Genomic DNA, 18,040 nt, shown 5'->3' with positions numbered 1-18,040 from the left:
GGCAGGACGCAACCCCGCCTGTGAACAATCGCCGATGAGCCGGCGAAATCTCAGCGGGAGCCCTCGATCACGCTGCGCACCACGCCCTCGACCTGCTCGCGAACCGCCGTGACGGCCGGGGGCTTCGCGAAGTGGAAGATATTGACGACGAAGGGTCCGGCGCCGCGGAACGCGAAGGCCGACACGCCGCGCGGCCCCGGCGCCGCCTGGGCGGACCAGTCCCCCTGCTGCAGATAGACGGCCTGCTCGTCCCGCCCGAGCACGGGCGCCTTCGCCGCGAGCTCCGGCGCGCCGAATCGCTTCTCCAGCGCCTCGAGCGCGGCCTCCGGCGCCGGCGGCAGGCGCGGATCGGGCTGGAGGTCGAAGATCGTCAGCATCGCGGCCGGCCGGGCGAGGTGCCCCGCCTCCAGCCGGTGCAAGCTGGCGCAATCCACCGCCAGGAAGCGCAGCGTCGCGCCGCGCTCCGGGGGCGGGACCGTCCTGCGCCAGAGCTCTCCCTGCATGGCGCCGGCACCCGGCACCACGGCGCAGAAATCCGCCGGCAATACGGGTTGGACGAAGGCGCTGGCGCGCCCCGCCCCCGGCGTCGAACCGCCGCCGGCGGCAAGGCCGGGCGCGGCGGCCGGCAGCATGGGGCCGATGGCGATCCCGAGCCACAGGACGAACTGGCGGACGATCCCTGCGAGACGCTTCATCCTGCCTCCTGCTACCACAGCGCCGCGACGAGCCGCAGGACCATCACCAGCAGGAAAGCCGCGATGATCGTGCCGAGAACCTGCTGGCGCCTGGCCCGATTCGGGAAGCGGCGGGCGAGAAGACGGCCGAGCGGCTTGCGGAAGACGAAGGCCGCGATCAGCAGGACGATGACGATATGGGACAAGTCCGGGCTCAGCCCTTCCGGGGAGCGGGCGGCTCGACCGGCGCCCCGGCCTGCTTCCAGGCGCCGAAGCCGCCGGCGAGATGGGCGACCGGCTTCAGCCCCATCTCCTGCGCCGCCTGCGCCGCCAGCGCCGAGCGCCAGCCGCCGCCGCAGAAGAACACGAATCGCTTGTCCTCCTGGAAGACCGGCTTCGCATAGGGGCTCTCCGGGTCGATCCAGAATTCCAGCATGCCGCGCGGGCAGTGGAAGGCGCCGGGCATGCGCCCTTCCCGCTCCAGCTCGCGCGGATCGCGCAGGTCGACGAAGACCACCTCGTCGCGGCCGTGGAGCGCCTGCGCCTCGGCCACCGACAGGGTCTCGATCCGGCTCTCCGCTTCCGCGACCAGGGCCTTGTAGCCCTTGGTGATGGTCTGCGGCATGGCATCGTCCTCCCCGAAATCGGGCGCAAGGTGGCGGCTCCCGGCCGATGCGTCAATGGCCGGCGCCTTGCCGGCCCGCGCAGGCCGTCGCAAGCTGCTTGCCCCCGCGGCGGATGAGATGGCAAAGCGGCGCCATGATCGGATTCAGCAACCTCGACCTGGTGGCGCTCGCATTCTTCGTCCTCGCCTGGATCGGCTATCACCATGCCGTCGAGCGCGGCCCGCATGCGGCCAAGAGCCTGAACATGCGCATGAACCTGCGCCGCGCCCGCTGGGTCCAGGAGGCGCTGAACCGCGACAACCGCATCCTCGACGCCCAGGTGATGAACGGCCTGCAGAACGGCACCGCCTTCTTCGCCTCGACCTCGATCATCGCCATCGGCGGCACGCTCGCTTTGCTGCAGTCGGCCGAGCGGGTCGTCGCCATCTTTTCCGACCTGCCGCTCAACGTCGCGCCGACGCGCACGGTCTGGGAGGTCAAGGTGATCGGCCTCGCCATGATCTTCGGCTACGCCTTCTTCAAGTTCGCCTGGGCCTACCGGCTGTTCAACTACTGCGTCATCCTGATCGGCGCCCTGCCCCCGCCCGACAGCCCGGACAAGCAGGGGGCGCAGCGCGCCGTCCACGAGACCATCGAGATGAACGTCGCCGGCGGGCGGCATTTCAACCGCGGCCAGCGCGCCTTCTTCCTCGCTTTGGCCTATATGGGCTGGTTCCTCGGCCCCGTGACCTTCCTGATCTTCACCGCTGCCGTGCTGGTCGCGATGTATCGGCGCCAGTTCGCCTCCGACGCCGCCCGCGTCTTCGGCTATCCGGAGGAACGGTGATGGCGCAGCCCGCGGAGCTCGAAGCGGCGATCCTCGCCCTGCTGGCGCAGCAGGAGCCCGGCCGCACGCTCTCGCCGATGGACGTCGCCCGCTCGCTCGGCGGCGACCATCCCGACGGCTGGGGCCCCTTGATGCAGCCGCTGCGGCGCGCGGCGGTGACGCTGATGAAGGAGGGCCGGCTCGTCATCACGCGCAAGGGCCGCCCGGTCGACCCCGACGATTTCCGCGGCGTCTACCGGCTCTCGCTGCCTACCGCCCGCGGCGGAGATCACGGGCCGGGGAACAGCGAATCGGTATAGCCGGCCAGGCGATAGGCGACGAGGCCGACCCATTCCTTGAAGCCGTTATCGGCGATTTCGAGCGCGCGCGGCGCCCGGCTATAGGGCCGGAGGAAGTCGCCGGGCTTCCCGCTCGACCAGTAGTCGACCGGAAAGGCCTCGACCGGGAATCCGGCCTTGCGGAACACGCCCATCGCCCGCGGCATGTGCCAGGCCGAGGTCACCAGCAGCCAGCGCTCGCCGGGCCTGGGATCGACGAGGCGGCGGCTGAACATCGCGTTCTCGCGCGTGTTGCGCGACTTGTCCTCGAGGATCAGCCGGCCGGGCTCCAGCCCGAGCCCTTCCATCAGGCGCCGGGCGCCGTCGGCCTCGGTCACGGTCGCCTGCGAGATCAGGGTGGCGGCGCCGCCCGAAAAGACGACCTTCGCCTGCGGATGCAGCCGCGCCAGCTCCACCGCCTTGGTCATGCGCGCGGCCGAGGCGTTGAGCACGACATCGCCGCGCGCCAGCCCGATCGCGCCGCCGAGCACGACGATGCCGGTCACCGGACCCCTGGCCGCATCCTGCTGGGGAAAGCGATCCTCCAGAGGCCGGATGACCGCGCGCGGCAGCGGGCTGAACGCCATCAGGCCAAGCAGGACGACGGCGAACAGGCCGAGCCAGCGCGCCGGGCGCGCGAAGCGGGTGAAGGCCAGCAGCGCGGAAAGCCCCGCGAGCAGGATGACGAAGTTGACCGGCGAGAACAGGAACCAGACGATTTTGGACAGGATGAAGAACATCGGGCTCGCACCGGCGGGAAAACAGAGGGAACGCGACGGTCACTCTGGATCGGAAGGTTGAAGATCGTCTTCAGCCCGATGGTCCAGGCGTCTGATTTTGCATCGGCCCGGAACCGGGACGCCGCGTGTCCACCCAGCCGGAAGGCCGTCACGCGACCGGGAGCGGCAGCGCGGCCTTCGCCGCCGGGCGCGCGAACAGCTCCGCATACCAGCGCTGCACATGCGGCCGCGCGATCCGCTCGACCGGCATGTTGAGCCAGCGATGCGCACCGCAGCCGACGGCGATATCGGCGACGCCGAAGCGCTCGCCCGCCAGAAAGGGCCGGTCCGCGAGCTGCGCGTCGAGAATCGCCATCAGCGCCTCGGTCCGCCGCATCCCGGCCGCGATCGCCTGCGGGTCGGTATGGCCCGGCACCTTGCGCACGGTGCCCCACAGCACCGGCGCCGTCGCCGGCTGGAGCTCGGACAGCATCCAGTCCATCCAGCGCTCGGCATCGGCCCTGCGCGCCGGATCCGCTTCCCAGATCCCGGACGCGCCGTAGCGGGCCGCGAGATAGCGCACGATGCTGTTCGATTCCCACAGGCGGAAGGCGCCGTCCTCCAGCACCGGGATCTGCCCGTTCGGGTTCAGCGCGCGGAATTCCGGCGTATCGAGCCCGCCGAAGGGGCCGCCGGCGTCGATGCGCGCGAAATCCTGCCCGACCTCGCCGGCCGCCCAGACGACCTTCTGGACGTTGATCGAGCTGAGCCGGCCCCAGATCTTCAGCAAGACGGCGTGCTCCGCTCAGGCGAATTCGAGGATGACGGCGTCGACGGCGAGCGAATCGCCCTCCTTCGCCAGGATCTTGGCGACGGTCGCGTCCTTCTCGGCGCGCAGCACGTTCTCCATCTTCATCGCCTCGACCATGGCGAGCGGCTCGCCCGCCTTGACCTCCTGCCCGACCGCGACGGCGATCGACTTGACCAGCCCCGGCATCGGGCAGAGCAGGAACTTGCCGGCATCGGCGGCGACCTTCTCCGGCATCAGCGCCGCCAGCTCCGCCTCGCGCGGCGTGTAGACATGCGCGTCGGCATAGGCGCCGGCATGGCCGAGCGCCACGCCGTTGAGGATCGGCCGCACCTGCGCCGCGACCTTGACGCCGTCGAGCGTGCCGCGCCAGACCGGCTCGCCGGGCGCCCAGTCGCTGACGACGCTGACGCTGCGCTCCGGGAAGGCGACGAGCACGGCCTCGCCCTGTTCCGACACCTCGCCCTCGAAGCGTTCACCACCGAGCTCGACGATGCGCTGCCGGTCGAAGGAAACCTTGCGCCACCCCTCCATCTGCGCCGAGACCTGCCGCTTGCGCCGGTTGAGCTTGTGGTCGCAGGCGATGGCGATCGCCGCCATGCGCAGGGCCGTCTCGCCCTGCGGCTGCGGCAGCGAGAAGCCCTCGGGAAACTCCTCGGCGATGAAGCCGGTCGAGAGACGGCCGGCGATCCAGCGCGGATGCTGCATCACCGCCGAGACGAAGGGGATGTTGTGGCGGATGCCGTCGATGGCGAAGGCGTCGAGCGCGCGCGCCTGCGCCTTGATCGCCGCCTCGCGCGTCGGCGCATGCGTCACCAGCTTGGCGATCATCGGGTCGTAATAGATCGAGATCTCGCCGCCTTCGAAGACGCCGGTGTCGTTGCGCACCACCGCCTCGCCGTCCGGCCCCTCGCTCGGCGGCCGGTAGGTCACGAGCCGGCCGGTCGAGGGCAGGAAGTTGCGGGTCGGGTCCTCGGCATAGACGCGGGATTCGACCGCCCAGCCGTCGAGCTTCACGTCTTCCTGCGCGATCGCAAGCTTCTCGCCATAAGCGACCCGGATCATCTGCTCGACGAGGTCGATGCCGGTGACCATCTCGGTCACCGGATGCTCGACCTGGAGGCGGGTGTTCATCTCGAGGAAATAGAAGGACTTGTCCTGCCCAGCGACGAACTCGACCGTGCCGGCGGAGTCATAGTTCACCGCCTTGGCCAGCGCCACGGCCTGCTCGCCCATCTTCCTGCGGGTCGCTTCGTCGAGCAGCGGCGACGGCGCCTCCTCCAGCACCTTCTGGTTGCGGCGCTGGATCGAGCATTCGCGCTCGCCGAGATAGATGACGTTGCCGTGCTTGTCGCCCAGCACCTGGATCTCGATATGGCGCGGATCGACGATGAACTTCTCGACGAAGACGCGATCGTCGCCGAAGGACGAGGCCGCTTCCGACTTGGCGCGGGCGAAACCCTCCGCCACCTCGGCGGCCGAATGGGCGATGCGCATGCCCTTGCCGCCGCCGCCGGCCGAAGCCTTGATCATCACCGGATAGCCGATCTCGTCGGCGATCGTCACCGCATGTTCGGGGCTCTCGATGACGCCGAGGAAGCCGGGAACGGTCGAGACTTTCGCGGCAGCCGCGGCCTTCTTCGATTCGATCTTGTCGCCCATCGCCGCGATCGCGCCGGGGTTCGGGCCGATGAAGACGATGCCGTTCTCCTTCAGCGCCCGGGCGAAGGCCTCGCGCTCGGAGAGGAAGCCGTAGCCCGGATGCACGGCCTCGGCGCCGGTCGCCTTGCAGGCGGCGATGATCCTGTCGATCAGCAGATAGGACTGGGCGGCGGGCGCCGCGCCGATATGCACGGCCTCGTCGGCCATCTCGACATGCAGCGCGTCCCGATCCGCATCCGAATAGACGGCGACCGTCCTAATGCCCATGCGCCGGGCCGTCTTGATGACGCGGCAGGCGATCTCGCCGCGGTTCGCGATCAGGATCTTCGTGAACATGCGAGGGCCACTCCCGGCTTCAGTCCAGACTGCAATAGCCGGGGTGTATGGGACGCCGCAACCGGCGTCCATCGCTGCGAAGCCCGGCCATGCATCGGATCGCCCGGCGAACCCGCTGCTTGGACGATCCGGAGCACAGGAAAAGCGCCCGGATCGCGCCCTCGTCCAGCGCGATCCGGGCGCGATCGGCGCCAGGCCGTTGTGCGCGAATGCGCAGGCTCAGCTCGCGAGCAGGACGCGGTAGCCGGCGCCGGCCTCCTTCGAGGCGCCCTTGGCGAAGGCGAAGGCGAGCAGCATCTCGTCGCAATGCTCGGCCTCGCGCACGATCTCGCTGGCGATGCGCCGGGCGGTCGGGCTCGGCCCCTCGCCGGCCGAAAGCGTCGTCACCAGCCAATGCGCCTTGTCGCGGTCGATCACGCCGGTCGGGCGGTTGTCCCAGACGGCGAAATCGACGACCAGCGCCACGAGGTAATCCGAAAAAGCCTCGCAGCTTTCCGGAACGGCCCGGTCGAGCGCGACCAGAACATCGACGATGTCGCGCGTCACGACCGTGTCGGCCAAGATCTCGCGCTGAAGAATATTGACGTCGTTCTGGTCGATCGCGCGATGATCCATCACGCGATCGACGAATTCACGAAACTCATGTCCGATCATGTCTGAACCCCTGTCCGGCGTTGTTTTGTGCCGGTATGTCCCTGTTGTGGGATCACCATGCATCCGGGGCGAGAAGCAGGTGGTTAACGCGCAAATCTGAACGGTTATTCAGGTTAAACGAGGCTGAGTCGATGTGGTTGCGAGGTCGTTACTGAACCGGACGCCTCGCCGGAACCCGGCCTCGGCAAGGACCTCGCCCGAGGGGCGCCCTCGCTCTCCTCGCCTCTCCCATGCTCCCTGCTTCAGGCAGCGGCGGCCCCCGCGAGCCCCAGCGCCCCCGGCAGCTCCGCCATCGCGGCGAGCCGGTGCCGCGCGCCCAGCGCGACAAGCCTCTCCACCGGCTGGAAGCCCCACGACGCCGCGACCGGCACGACCCCGGCCGCGACCGCCATCTCGATGTCGAAGGAGCTGTCGCCGACCATGGCGGTGCGCTCTGCGGCGGCCCCGGTTTCGGCCATGGCGTTCAGGATCATGCCCGGATGCGGCTTCGAGGGCGCGTCGTCGGCCGACTGGATCGTGTCGAACAGGCCCTGCCAGCCATGACGCGCGACGATGAACTCCGCGCCCTGGCGCGACTTGCCGGTGGCGATGCCGAGCTTGAGCCCGGGCACGCGGCGCAGCCGCGCCAGCGTCTCGGCGACGCCCGAAAACAGCGGCTCGTCCAGCGCCGGGTCGGCCTGCGCCTGGGCGCGCATGGCGCCGAAGACCTCGCGATAGGTCTGCGTCAGCCGGTCGTCCGGCGCATCGAGCCCGGCGAGTTGCGCCATCGCGATGTCGAGCGTGAGCCCGACGATGCCGAGGCCGGCCTCGCGGCCGGGATGAACCCGGCCGCAGCGCCTGAAGGTCTCGTATTGCGCGCCGAGGATGATCGCCTCGGAATTGATCAGCGTGCCGTCGAGGTCGAAGATGATGAGATCCATGCCGGTGCCTTAACCCGGATCGCCCGGCGAGGCCATGGCCGGCGGCTCATGGCGCCCTCCCGCCCCGCGGCCTGGCCTGGCCGGCCCGGCACCGGCGGCGTCTTCGCCCCGGCGCCTTCAGCTCCGGGCCTCGCGGGCGCAGGCCTCGACCGCCTTGCGCAGCTCGGCGCCGTCGAGCCCCCTGGCGCGCGCTTCCTTGCGGCATTCCGCCCGCTGCGCGAGGTCGGGGCGCTTGGCATTGAAGCAGGCTGTGAGCGCCGCGATGCGCTGCACCCCTTCGAGCCGGCGCGCATCGATCTCGGTCTTGCAGGCGGCGCGGGCCGCGACCGCGGTCGGCCTGCCGTCCCGCGTCACGCCGTCATGCGCATAGAGCTGCACGCCCGGGAACTTGCCCTGCATGCAGAGCCGCATCGCCGCGCGCAGATCCTCGCCCGACAGCGCGATGTTCTCCGACAGGCAGTCCTGCCGGGCCCTGGCGCGCTCGGCCCGCGGCACGGGCTCGTCCGGCGCCGCAGCCGCGACGGCGGCCGGTGCCGGCCGCGCCGGTGCGGTCTGGGCGGAGGCTGCAGTCGCAGCCCCGAAGACAAAGACGGAAACGATCGCGATCCGACGCATGGCAGCCCCCTTCCCCAACGTGAACATAGTTAGAACAGAAAACAGAATGTTCCGCAACTGTTCTCATTGCTTCCGTCAGGGAAAGCGCAGCCTATTCGTCCGGCGCCTCGACGATCGGATCGTAGGGCGCGTCGTCGAAGCCGAGCAGGTTCCAGCTCTGGCGCATATGCGGCGGCAGCGGCGCGCTGACGTCGATGGTGCCCTTGCCGCGCGGATGCGGCAGCACGATCCGCCGCGCCAGCAGATGCAGCTTGTTCTGGATGCCGCCGGGCAATTCCCAGTTCAGGATGTTGAAGTATTTCGGGTCGCCGACGATCGGATGGCCGATATGGGTGGTATGGGCGCGCAATTGATGGGTGCGTCCCGTCACCGGCTTGAGCGAGAGCCAGGCCAGCTTCTGCGCGGCGGTCTCGACCACGGCGTAATAGGTCACGGCATGCATCGCGCCGTCCTCGCCATGCTGGGCGACCGCCATGCGCTGGTCGCCGTCATAGGCCTCCTCGCGGGCGAGATAGGCCGAGATCCGGCCCTGCTTGACCCGCGGCACGCCGGCGACCAGCGCCCAGTAGACCTTGCGGGCGGCACGCGAGCGGAAGGTCTTGGCCAGCGTCGCCGCGGCGAAGCGCGACTTGGCGATGACGAGGCAGCCCGCCGTGTCCTTGTCGAGCCGGTGGACGAGGCGCGGCTTCTGGCCGTCCTTGTCGGTCAGGGCCGCGAGCATGCCGTCGACATGCTTCTTCGTGCCCGAACCGCCCTGCACCGCGAGCCCAGCCGGCTTGTTGAGGACCATGACGTCGTCGTCCTCGTAGAGCGTGATCGCGCGCAGGAAGCCGATCGTGTCGGCGTCCGCCTTGGCCGAGCGCGGGCGCTCCGCCTGCTGTTCCAGCTTGAGCGGCGGAATGCGCACCGTCTGGCCGGCCGCGAGCCGGTCCTTGCTGTCGGCGCGCTTGCCGTCGACGCGCAATTCGCCCTTCCGGACGATACGCTGGATATGGCTGAAGGAGAGCTGCGGGAAGCGCGCCTCGAGGAAACGGTCGATCCGCATCTCGTTCTCGTCCGGCGTCACCACGAGCTGCTGCACGCCGGTCGAGAGCACCTGCGCCGTCTCTGCCTTGACCTCGGCCCGCGTCCGCTGCGGCGCCTCGGCCGGCCGGCGCGGCGCCTGGGCGCGCACCGGGCGACCCTCGCCCTCGGCCTTCGGCCGTGCCGCCGCGCGCCGCCGCTCGTCATGGCTCGGGCGCCTGCCGCGCGGGCCTTCCGCCGCACGCGGCCTTCCGCCCCGTCCGGGCGCGCCGGCGCCCTCGCCGGATCCCTTGCCGGGTCCCTTGCCGCCGGTCCTCATGCCGCCCCCCGGCAGGAACGGGAGCCGGCGGCTGCGACGGGGAAGCGCCCGGCGCGGCACGCAGCGGCGCGAAGGCGGGTCTGTGAGATCGACATCATCGTCGTGGAATAATGTGCCCGCCTACCGCATACAAACGAAATCCGCCGCAATCGCCCGCTCTCCTGCGCTCTTCGCGAGCAAGCGGAGCGGGAGCGATGACGGAAGCGGACGGGACGACGCGCGCGCGGCGCCGGGGATCGCTCGTCGCGATGGGGGCATGCCTCGCCTGGGCGCTGGCGAGCCTGCCCGCGGCGGCTCGGCAAGGCGCCGCGCCCGACTGGCCGACGGAGAAATGCAACCGCTACAAGGCGGCCTACGAACTCCTGCTCAAGCGGCAGGGCAAGGCCGGGCTCGGCGCGGAATTCCTCGCCAGCCACGACGCCTTCCTGGCCGCAAACTGCCAGTCCCGCGCCGAGGTCTGCGCGCGCAGCCCGGAGGAGATCGCCCTGGCCGACAAGCTGACGCTGATGGCGATGAACCGCGGCATGTCCGGCACCTTCCTGCCGTTCGACTGCCGGAAGTGAGCCCCGCTCCGATTCAGCCCTTGCGGCGCCGGCGCAGGCGCGGATGCACATAGAGCTCGAAGGCGATCGTCAGCACGATGAAGACCAGCGCGATCGCGAAGGCGATCACCCAATAGGACACGTCCTCCTGCGAGACGAACCAGCCCGCGATCACCGAAGGAACGAAAAGCAGCAGCCGCGCGACCAGGACCATCGTCGAAACCCGTGAGAAGACATCCGCAAAAGCGGTCGAGATGCCGCCATCTAGGGAGCAGACCGCGGCGAAAGACAAGCGGCCAGTCTCGGCCCCGGCGCGGAAGCCGGCCGCGCCCGCCTCAGCGGCCGCGCTCCTGCCGGAGCTTCTCCCAGTATTCCAGCCGCTTCCGGATCTCGCGCTCGAAGCCCCGCTCCGGCGGGTCGTAGAAATGCTGGCGCCCGAGCGCGTCCGGCCAGTAGTTCTGCCCGGAGAAGGCCTCCGGCTGGTCGTGGTCATAGGCGTAGTCGGCGCCGTAGCCTTCCTCGCGCATCAGCTTGGTCGGCGCGTTGAGGATGGTCATGGGCGGGGTCAGGGAGCCGCGCTCCTTCGCGACCCGCGCCGCCGCCTTGTAGGCCATATAGGCCGCGTTCGATTTCGGCGCGGTGGCGAGGTAGATCACGCTGTTGGCGAGCGCGAGCTCGCCCTCCGGCGAGCCGAGCCTTTCATAGGTCTCCGCCGCGGCCCGCGCATGGACCAGCGCCTGCGGATCGGCGAGGCCGATATCCTCCACCGCCATCCTGACCAGCCGCCGCGCCAGGAAGCGCGGGTCCTCGCCGGCATCGAGCATGCGCGCGAAGTAATACAGCGCCGCATCCGGGTCCGAGCCGCGGATCGTCTTATGCAGCGCCGAGATCAGATTGTAATGGCCGTCCTGCGCCTTGTCGTAGATCGGCGCCCGGCGCTGGATCACCTCGGACAGGCCGTGCTCGTCGAGAATCTCGCCGGGCTTGGCCGCCCGCCAGATCTCCTCGGCCAGCGTCAGCACGGCGCGGCCGTCGCCATCGGCGAAGCGGGCGAGCGCCAGCCGCGCCTCCGGCGTCAGCGGCAGCTCCCGCCCCTCCAGGGCCTCGGCCCGGCCGAGCAGGAAGAGCAGCGAGCCTTCGTCCAGCGCCTTGAAGGTCAGCACGCGGGCGCGCGACAGCAGGGCCGCGTTGAGCGCGAAGGAGGGGTTTTCGGTGGTGGCGCCGATCAGGGTGATGGTGCCGTCCTCCATCACCGGCAGGAAGGCGTCGAGCTGGGCGCGGTTGAAGCGGTGGATCTCGTCGACGAAGAGCAGCGTGCCCTTGCCGCCGAGCCGCCGGCCGCGCGCCGCCTCGAACACCTTCTTCAGATCGGCGACGCCGCTGAAGATCGCGCTGATCTGCTCGAAGCCGAGATCGACGAGGCCGGCGAGCAGGCGCGCCACCGTGGTCTTGCCGGTGCCGGGAGGGCCCCAGAAGATCAGGCTGCCGAGCGAGCCGGAGGCGACGAGCCGGGTCAGCGCCCCGTCCGGTCCGGTCAGATGCTCCTGCCCCGCCACCTCGGCGAGCGTCTTCGGCCGCAGGCGGTCGGCGAGCGGGCGCGGCCCCGCCTTGTCGAGGCCGGAGGCGGAAAAGAGATCGCTCATGACAGGGAACCAACCCCGTCATTCCGGGGCCTCGCGAAGCGAGGAGCCCGGAACCCATGAGCATAGGTTTTACTCATCAAAGCGCACAGCGTTCCGGCTTCCTGACTATCGCCCGGTGTTCATGGGTTCCGGGCTCAGGCCTTCGGCCTGCCCCGGAATGACGGCGAGTTCCGGCGGCCAACCTCACCCCGGGAAGACCGAGGTGATCGTCTGCCCCTTGCGCGAGATCGTCACCTCCCAGGCGCGGCGGCGCTCCTTCAGGATGGCCTCGACATCGCGCGAGGTCGCCATCGGCTCGCCGTTCAGCGCCATGACGATGTCGCCCTTCTGGAAGCCGATATCGGCGGCGGTGCTGCCCTCCTCGACATCGCTGACGACCACGCCCTCATTGGCGGTCTCCATCGCGAGCTCCTCGGCCACGGCGGGCGAGAGGTTCATGACGGTCAGCCCCGCCAGCGGCGAGCGGCTGGTCAGCTTCACCGGGTCGCGCGGGCGGGTTTCCGGCGCCGCGACGAGCTTGACCGGGATCGAGATGCGGTTGCCGCCGCGCAGCACCGTCAGCGCGGTGGTGCCGCCGATCGGCCGCGTCGCGAAGCGGTAGCCGAAGGCCTCGGGATCGTCGACGGCGACGCCGTCGACGGCGAGGATCACGTTGGAGCGGCGCAGGCCCGCCTGGTCCGCCGGCCCCTTCTCGACCACGCTGGCGACGACCGAGCCGGCCGGACGGTCGAGGCCGAGCCCGTCGGCGACATCCGCCGTCAGCGCCTGCAGCCGCGCGCCGAACCAGGGCCGGCGCACGGTGGCCGCGCCGGCCCTGGCGCTGTCGACGACGAGGCGCACCATCGCGGCGGGAATGGCGAAGCCGATGCCGACGCTGCCGCCCGAGCGCGAATAGATCGCCGTATTGATGCCGACGACGCGGCCCTTCATATCGATCAGCGGGCCGCCCGAATTGCCCGGATTGATCGCCGCATCGGTCTGGATGAAGGATTGCGCATCGCCGACGCCGATCTGCGTGCGCGCCAGGGCCGAGACGATGCCCTGCGTCACCGTCTGGCCGACGCCGAAGGGGTTGCCCATGGCGAGCACGATGTCGCCGACCTGCAACTCGTCGGTGTCGGCCAGCTCGATCGCGGTCAGGTTCCTGGCCTCCGCGACCTTGAGCACGGCGAGGTCGGTGCGCGGGTCGCGCAGCAGGATCTTGGCCTCGACCTCGCGCTTGTCGGCGAAGGCGACCTTCACCTCGCTCATGTTCTCGATGACGTGGTTGTTGGTGACCACGAGGCCGGCCTGCGCATCGACGATGACGCCCGAGCCGAGCGAGCGCTGCACCCGCTCGCGCGGCACGCCGAAGCCGCCATCGCCGAAGAAGCGGCGGAAGAAGGGATCGTCCATGAAGGGGTTCTGCGGCCGCTTCTCGACGCGCGCGCCATAGACGTTGACCACCGAGGGCGCCGTCCGCTTCACCAGCGGGGCGAAGGAGAGCGTCACCTGCTCGCGGGTCTCGGGCACCTGCCGCGCCTGCGCGAAGGCCACCCCCGGCAGCGCCGTCAGCGCGCAGGCGAACAGGCCGGCCGCGAGCGCCCTGCGCCTGGTTGCAATGCAGTCGATCATGCTCACCCTCATTCGAACAGATGAAACGCGCGGCTCTTCCGGTCACCGCGCCTCACCCGCTATACCCATGCGAAGCGCTGCGGTTCCCGCGGCATGTTACTCCAACCCGATCCGTTCCACGAGCCGGACAGGAAGAGCAGGATGAGCCTGATTCGGCTTGTATATGCCAGCGAAAGCCGGCTGCCCGAGGATACCCGCCGGGAGGAGCTCGAACGCATCCTGGCGAGCGCCCGCCGGCTCAACGAACAGAACGGCGTCAGCGGCTTCCTGCTGGCGACGGATGGCGGCTTCGCCCAGGTGCTCGAAGGCAGCGCCGAAGCCGTCGCCGAGACCTATGGCCGGATCGGGCGCGACGCGCGCCATGCCGCCCTGCGGCTGCTGGCGCAGGGACCGATCGCCGCGCGCAGCTTCGCCGGCTGGTCCATGGGCATCGCCGAGCGCGACGAGACCACGACCTTCATCTTCGGGCTCTACGGCGTCACGCCGGAGCAGGATCTGATCGACCAGCCGCTCGACGTCATCGTCGACCTCGCCCGCGAGCTCGCCCAGTCTCCCGCCTGAACCGCAACGGAAAGGGCGGCCCGAGGACCGCCCGCCCGCATTCCGGCTCCGGGAGCGTCGGACTGAAGATCGTCCTCGGTCGGATGCTCCCGCTCCTTGGAGCTCGCATCAGCTTTTCCCGAAAACCGCGTTCCGCGTTCGGGCCGATGCTCCGGCGCCGCTCAGGTCGCGAAGAAGCTCTGGGTGCCGTGCGCCTCGATCGCCTCGGCGAGGCGGCTCAGCGCGTGGACATAGGCCGCGGTGCGCATGGCGATGCCCTTCTCCTGGGCCACCGTCCAGATCGCGCGCCCCTCGCGCTCCATGATGTCGCGCAGGCGCTCATGGATCTCCGGGAGCAGCCAGTAGAAGCCCTGCCGGTTCTGCACCCATTCGAAATAGGAGACGGTGACGCCGCCGGCATTGGCCAGGATGTCGGGCAGCACGATGACGCCGCGCTCCTCGAGCAGCGCATCGGCCTCCGGCGTGACCGGGCCGTTGGCCAGCTCGAGCACGACGCGCGCCTTCACGCTGGCGGCATTGCCCTCATGGATCATGTTCTCCAGCGCCGCCGGCACCAGCAGCTCGCAATCGACGCCGACCAGATCCTCGGCGTCGATCCCGCGATGCCCGCCCTCGCCCGCCGTGGCCGCGATCGACTGGCCGCGATCCTTGGCCGCGATCAGCCGCTCGATGTCGAGCCCTTCGGAACAGGCCACGGCGCCGGCCGAATCCGACACCGCGACGATGCTGTGCCCGTCCGCCGCCAGCAGCTTGGCGATGAACTGGCCGGCATTGCCGAAGCCCTGGATCGCCACCCGCATCTTGTCGCCGAGGCCGAGATCCTCGCGCAGATGCCGGACGAGATAGTAGCCGCCGCGCGCCGTCGCGTCGTTGCGGCCAAGGGAGCCGCCGAGCGCGATCGGCTTGCCGGTGATCACCGACGGAACCGCCTGGCCGACGATCTGGGCGTATTCGTCGGCCATCCAGCCCATGATCATCGCATTGGTGTAGACGTCCGGCGCCGGAATGTCGCGATCGGGACCGATGGTGCGCGCGAAGGCCTGGATATAGGCCCGCGACAGCCGCTCGAGCTCCGCCTTGGAGAGCTGGCGCGGATCGACCTGGACCGCGCCCTTGCCCCCGCCATAGGGCAGGTTCATCACGGCGCATTTGAAGGTCATCCAGAAGGCGAGCGTCTCGACCTCGTCGGCGGTCGAGGACGGATGAAAGCGGATGCCGCCCTTGGTCGGCCCGCGGGTGTCGTCATAGCGGCAGCGCCAGGCGAGAAAGGACTTCCGGGAGCCGTCATCCATGCGGATCATCAGGCGGACCTTCGTCGTCTCACGCGCGAATTTCAGTTTCTCGATGACGTCCGGATCGACATTGAGATGTTTCGCGGCGGCGTCGAGACGTACGAGCGCGTGATCGAGAAGGTTGTCATCCGACATGGTGCGATCCGTCCTTGTGGCTGAAGACTAGGCACCCGCTTAAATTCCAGGCACGCAATGCACAAGCGGCCGAAGGCGATTTCGCACTCGCAAAAAACATAGCTGCCTTGAAAAAAACAAAAAGGCGGCCGCAAGGCCGCCTTTCCGAAACGCGAATCGGGCTCGCCGATCAGGCGGCTTCGTCTTCGGCCGTGAAGACCGGGCCGGAATCCTTGCCCTTGGCCTCGACGTCGCGGTCGACGAACTCGATGATCGCCAGCGGGGCGTTGTCGCCGAAGCGGAAGCCCGCCTTCATGATGCGCAGATAGCCGCCATTGCGCTCCTTGTAGCGCGGGCCGAGAACCGCGAAGAGCTTGCCGACCAGCTCGACGTCCTTGATCTGGGCGATGGCCTGGCGGCGGGCGTGCAGGTCGCCGCGCTTGCCGAGCGTGACCAGCTTCTCGACCACCGGACGCAAATCCTTGGCCTTCGGCAGGGTGGTGGTGATCTGCTCGTGCTTGATCAGGGCCTGGGCCATGTTGGCGAACATCGCCTTGCGATGCTCGGCCGAGCGGTTGAAACGACGGCCGCGGAAACCGTGACGCATGATTGGCTCCTTCGTTGCTTACGGCCGCCGTGCCACGGAACGGCCGTTCATTGTGATTGGGCAGTCGGCAATCGGCAGTCGGAAGAGGCGCCGATCACGACTGCCTGCTGCCGACTGCCCACTGCCGTTCTCAGTAGTGCTCCTCGAAGCGCTTGGCGAGCTCTTCGATGTTCTCCGGCGGCCAGCCCTGGACGTCCATGCCCAGATGCAGGCCCATGGTGGCGAGCACTTCCTTGATCTCGTTCAGCGACTTGCGGCCGAAGTTCGGGGTGCGCAGCATCTCGCCCTCCGACTTCTGGATGAGGTCGCCGATATAGACGATGTTGTCGTTCTTCAGGCAGTTGGCCGAGCGGACCGAGAGCTCGAGCTCGTCGACCTTCTTGAGCAGCGCCGGGTTGAAGGGAAGCTGCGGCGCGGCGGAGACGGCCTCTTCCTTGCGCGGCTCCTCGAAGGTGATGAAGACGGCGAGCTGGTCCTGCAGGATGCGGGCGGCGAGCGCCAGCGCGTCCTCGGGGGTGACCGAGCCGTTGGTCTCGATCGCCAGCGTCAGCGAATCCTTGTCGAGGTTCTGGCCCTCGCGGGTGTTCTCGACGCGATAGGAGACCTTCTTGACCGGCGAGTACAGGCTGTCGACCGGGATCAGGCCGATCGGCGCGTCCTCGGGGCGGTTCTGCTCGGCCGGGACATAGCCCTTGCCGGTGTTGACCGTGAACTCCATGCGGATTTCGGCGCCGTCGTCCAGCGTGCAGAGCACGAGGTCGGGGTTGAGGACCGAGACGTCGCCGATGGTGTTGATGTCGCCGGCGGTGACGGTGCCCGGGCCCGACTTGCGCAGGGTCATGCGCTTCGGCCCCTCGCCCTGCATCTTGATGGCGATGGCCTTGATGTTGAGGACGATGTCGGTGACGTCCTCGCGGACGCCCGGGATCGAGGAGAACTCGTGCAGCACGCCGTCGATCTGGACGCCGGTGACGGCGGCGCCCTGCAGCGAGGAGAGCAGCACGCGGCGCAGCGCGTTGCCCAGCGTCATGCCGAAGCCGCGCTCCAGCGGGCGCGCGACGACGGTCGCCAGGCGCTTCGGGTCGTCCCCGACCTTGACTTCGAGCTTGTTCGGCTTGGAAAGATCCTGCCAGTTCTTGCTGATCACGACCGCACTCCTCGTGCTGAATTCATCTGGCGGCCGGAAGCCGCCCCGGACAGGCGCCCGCCCCTGCGGGCGCCTCTTCGACCCTCAGGCGTCAGACGCGGCGACGCTTGCGCGGCCGGCAGCCATTGTGCGGGATCGGGGTGACGTCGCGGATCGAGGTCACGGTGAAGCCCGCGGCCTGGAGCGCGCGAAGAGCGGATTCGCGGCCCGAGCCCGGACCCGTCACCTCGACCTCGAGGGTGCGCATGCCGTGCTCGGCCGCCTTGCGGGCGGCGTCCTCGGCGGCGACCTGCGCGGCGTAGGGGGTCGACTTGCGCGAGCCCTTGAAGCCCATCGTGCCGGCCGAGGACCACGAGATCGTGTTGCCCTGCGCGTCGGTGATGGTGATCATGGTGTTGTTGAACGAGGCGTTCACATGGGCGACGCCGGAGACGATGTTCTTGCGTTCGCGACGGCGGACGCGGGTGGCTTCCTTGGCCATGGTTCTCTTTCTTTCATCCTTCAGGCGCGCCCGTCATGCCAGGCGCTGGGGAGAAAGGCGAATGGCGAATGGGCGAGCGGCGAGTGGAAGAACCCACTCGCCATTCGCCACTCGCTACTCGCCCGAAATCACTTCTTCTTGCCGGCGATCGGCTTCGCCTTGCCCTTGCGGGTGCGGGCGTTGGTGTGGGTGCGCTGGCCGCGGACCGGCAGCGAGCGGCGATGGCGCAGGCCGCGATAGCAGCCGAGGTCCATCAGGCGCTTGATGTTCATCGAGACTTCGCGGCGCAGATCGCCCTCGACGAGATAGTCCCGGTCGATGGCCTCGCGGATCTGGAGGACCTCGGCGTCGGTGAGCTGGTTGACGCGGCGCTCGTCGGCGATGCCGACCTTCTCGCAGATCTCCTTGGCCTTGGCGGCGCCGATGCCGTGGATATACTGCAGGCCGATGACGACGCGCTTGCCGGTGGGAATGTTGACGCCCGCGATACGAGCCATGGTCTCTTCTCCATGTCGGCCGACGCGCCCGATGGCGCCCCGG

The 18,040-nt window shown here is 69.3% G+C and carries 22 protein-coding genes; 4 read left to right on the top strand and 18 right to left on the bottom strand.

Annotated features, from left to right (window positions below; translation table 11 throughout):
- Positions 1-50 precede the first annotated feature (50 nt).
- Genes ACWH43_RS10365 through ACWH43_RS10355 form a run of 3 tightly spaced genes read right to left on the bottom strand, consistent with a single transcriptional unit; the run spans position 51 to position 1,299 of the window.
- Positions 51-695 (bottom strand): hypothetical protein, encoded by a 645-nt coding sequence (locus ACWH43_RS10365; RefSeq protein ID WP_158443372.1) that lies wholly within the window; start codon positions 693-695, stop codon positions 51-53.
- An 11-nt stretch (positions 696-706) separates the two neighbouring features.
- Entirely contained in the window at positions 707-880 is a 174-nt protein-coding gene (locus tag ACWH43_RS10360; RefSeq protein WP_260349313.1) for a hypothetical protein, read from the bottom strand.
- Between the two features lie 8 nt (positions 881-888).
- On the bottom strand, positions 889-1,299 hold the full coding sequence (locus ACWH43_RS10355) for a rhodanese-like domain-containing protein (RefSeq protein WP_158443373.1): 411 nt from the start codon (positions 1,297-1,299) through the stop codon (positions 889-891).
- 134 nt (positions 1,300-1,433) lie between these two features.
- Between ACWH43_RS10355 and ACWH43_RS10350 the strand changes: the two genes are divergently transcribed.
- Positions 1,434-2,126 carry a DUF599 domain-containing protein gene (locus tag ACWH43_RS10350; RefSeq protein WP_158443374.1) on the top strand — a complete coding sequence of 231 codons (693 nt, stop codon included), beginning with the start codon at positions 1,434-1,436 and terminating at the stop codon, positions 2,124-2,126.
- On the top strand, positions 2,126-2,425 hold the full coding sequence (locus ACWH43_RS10345; protein WP_158443375.1) for a DUF3253 domain-containing protein: 300 nt from the start codon (positions 2,126-2,128) through the stop codon (positions 2,423-2,425). Before ACWH43_RS10350 ends, ACWH43_RS10345 begins: the two co-directional genes overlap by 1 nt.
- On the opposite strand, the gene ACWH43_RS10340 is transcribed toward ACWH43_RS10345, so the two are convergent.
- The 7 genes from ACWH43_RS10340 to ACWH43_RS10310 all read right to left on the bottom strand — a co-directional run bounded on the left by ACWH43_RS10340 (position 2,395) and on the right by ACWH43_RS10310 (position 9,499).
- Positions 2,395-3,183 carry a YdcF family protein gene (locus ACWH43_RS10340; RefSeq protein WP_158443376.1) on the bottom strand — a complete coding sequence of 263 codons (789 nt, stop codon included), beginning with the start codon at positions 3,181-3,183 and terminating at the stop codon, positions 2,395-2,397. The two genes, ACWH43_RS10345 and ACWH43_RS10340, sit on opposite strands and share 31 nt — an antisense overlap.
- Before the next feature lie 148 nt (positions 3,184-3,331).
- Entirely contained in the window at positions 3,332-3,952 is a 621-nt protein-coding gene (locus ACWH43_RS10335) for a glutathione S-transferase family protein (protein WP_158443377.1), read from the bottom strand.
- 15 nt (positions 3,953-3,967) lie between these two features.
- Positions 3,968-5,968: an acetyl-CoA carboxylase biotin carboxylase subunit gene (locus ACWH43_RS10330; protein ID WP_158443378.1), complete on the bottom strand. Its 2,001-nt coding sequence runs from the start codon at positions 5,966-5,968 to the stop codon at positions 3,968-3,970.
- Positions 5,969-6,187: 219 nt separating this feature from the next.
- Positions 6,188-6,622, bottom strand: coding sequence for a hypothetical protein (locus ACWH43_RS10325; protein ID WP_158443379.1), 435 nt, complete (start codon positions 6,620-6,622; stop codon positions 6,188-6,190).
- Positions 6,623-6,864: 242 nt separating this feature from the next.
- Positions 6,865-7,542 carry an HAD-IA family hydrolase gene (locus tag ACWH43_RS10320; RefSeq protein WP_158443380.1) on the bottom strand — a complete coding sequence of 226 codons (678 nt, stop codon included), beginning with the start codon at positions 7,540-7,542 and terminating at the stop codon, positions 6,865-6,867.
- 117 nt (positions 7,543-7,659) lie between these two features.
- On the bottom strand, positions 7,660-8,157 hold the full coding sequence (locus tag ACWH43_RS10315) for a hypothetical protein (protein WP_158443381.1): 498 nt from the start codon (positions 8,155-8,157) through the stop codon (positions 7,660-7,662).
- 91 nt (positions 8,158-8,248) lie between these two features.
- Complete coding sequence (locus ACWH43_RS10310) at positions 8,249-9,499, bottom strand: RluA family pseudouridine synthase (protein ID WP_158443382.1); 1,251 nt, start codon at positions 9,497-9,499, stop codon at positions 8,249-8,251.
- A gap of 194 nt (positions 9,500-9,693) precedes the next feature.
- Here ACWH43_RS10310 and ACWH43_RS10305 point away from each other — a divergent pair, with 194 nt between their 5' ends.
- Positions 9,694-10,062: a hypothetical protein gene (locus tag ACWH43_RS10305; RefSeq protein ID WP_158443383.1), complete on the top strand. Its 369-nt coding sequence runs from the start codon at positions 9,694-9,696 to the stop codon at positions 10,060-10,062.
- Between the two features lie 13 nt (positions 10,063-10,075).
- On the opposite strand, the gene ACWH43_RS10300 is transcribed toward ACWH43_RS10305, so the two are convergent.
- The 3 genes from ACWH43_RS10300 to ACWH43_RS10290 form a co-directional block, all read right to left on the bottom strand.
- Positions 10,076-10,255, bottom strand: coding sequence for a hypothetical protein (locus ACWH43_RS10300; RefSeq protein WP_158443384.1), 180 nt, complete (start codon positions 10,253-10,255; stop codon positions 10,076-10,078).
- A 121-nt stretch (positions 10,256-10,376) separates the two neighbouring features.
- Positions 10,377-11,684 carry a replication-associated recombination protein A gene (locus ACWH43_RS10295; RefSeq protein WP_158443385.1) on the bottom strand — a complete coding sequence of 436 codons (1,308 nt, stop codon included), beginning with the start codon at positions 11,682-11,684 and terminating at the stop codon, positions 10,377-10,379.
- A gap of 183 nt (positions 11,685-11,867) precedes the next feature.
- Positions 11,868-13,298, bottom strand: coding sequence for a DegQ family serine endoprotease (locus ACWH43_RS10290; protein ID WP_448153454.1), 1,431 nt, complete (start codon positions 13,296-13,298; stop codon positions 11,868-11,870).
- A 141-nt stretch (positions 13,299-13,439) separates the two neighbouring features.
- Between ACWH43_RS10290 and ACWH43_RS10285 the strand changes: the two genes are divergently transcribed.
- Positions 13,440-13,859, top strand: coding sequence for a BLUF domain-containing protein (locus ACWH43_RS10285; RefSeq protein WP_260349315.1), 420 nt, complete (start codon positions 13,440-13,442; stop codon positions 13,857-13,859).
- Positions 13,860-14,020: 161 nt separating this feature from the next.
- Here the strand turns inward: ACWH43_RS10285 and ACWH43_RS10280 are convergent, their stop codons facing one another.
- The 5 genes from ACWH43_RS10280 to rpsM all read right to left on the bottom strand — a co-directional run bounded on the left by ACWH43_RS10280 (position 14,021) and on the right by rpsM (position 17,997).
- On the bottom strand, positions 14,021-15,286 hold the full coding sequence (locus tag ACWH43_RS10280) for a Glu/Leu/Phe/Val family dehydrogenase (RefSeq protein ID WP_158443388.1): 1,266 nt from the start codon (positions 15,284-15,286) through the stop codon (positions 14,021-14,023).
- A 169-nt stretch (positions 15,287-15,455) separates the two neighbouring features.
- Complete coding sequence (gene rplQ / locus ACWH43_RS10275; protein WP_158443389.1) at positions 15,456-15,872, bottom strand: 50S ribosomal protein L17; 417 nt, start codon at positions 15,870-15,872, stop codon at positions 15,456-15,458.
- Positions 15,873-16,002: 130 nt separating this feature from the next.
- Entirely contained in the window at positions 16,003-17,019 is a 1,017-nt protein-coding gene (locus tag ACWH43_RS10270) for a DNA-directed RNA polymerase subunit alpha (RefSeq protein ID WP_158443390.1), read from the bottom strand.
- A 91-nt stretch (positions 17,020-17,110) separates the two neighbouring features.
- Complete coding sequence (rpsK, locus tag ACWH43_RS10265; protein WP_038365430.1) at positions 17,111-17,500, bottom strand: 30S ribosomal protein S11; 390 nt, start codon at positions 17,498-17,500, stop codon at positions 17,111-17,113.
- A gap of 128 nt (positions 17,501-17,628) precedes the next feature.
- A complete protein-coding gene (gene rpsM / locus ACWH43_RS10260; RefSeq protein WP_158443391.1) occupies positions 17,629-17,997 on the bottom strand; it encodes a 30S ribosomal protein S13 in 369 nt (122 codons plus the stop codon).
- Positions 17,998-18,040 lie beyond the last annotated feature (43 nt).

Source organism: Allobosea minatitlanensis, assembly GCF_964020775.1.
The sequence above is the reverse complement of the archived record's forward strand: the minus strand, read 5'-3'. Positions and strand labels throughout refer to the sequence as shown.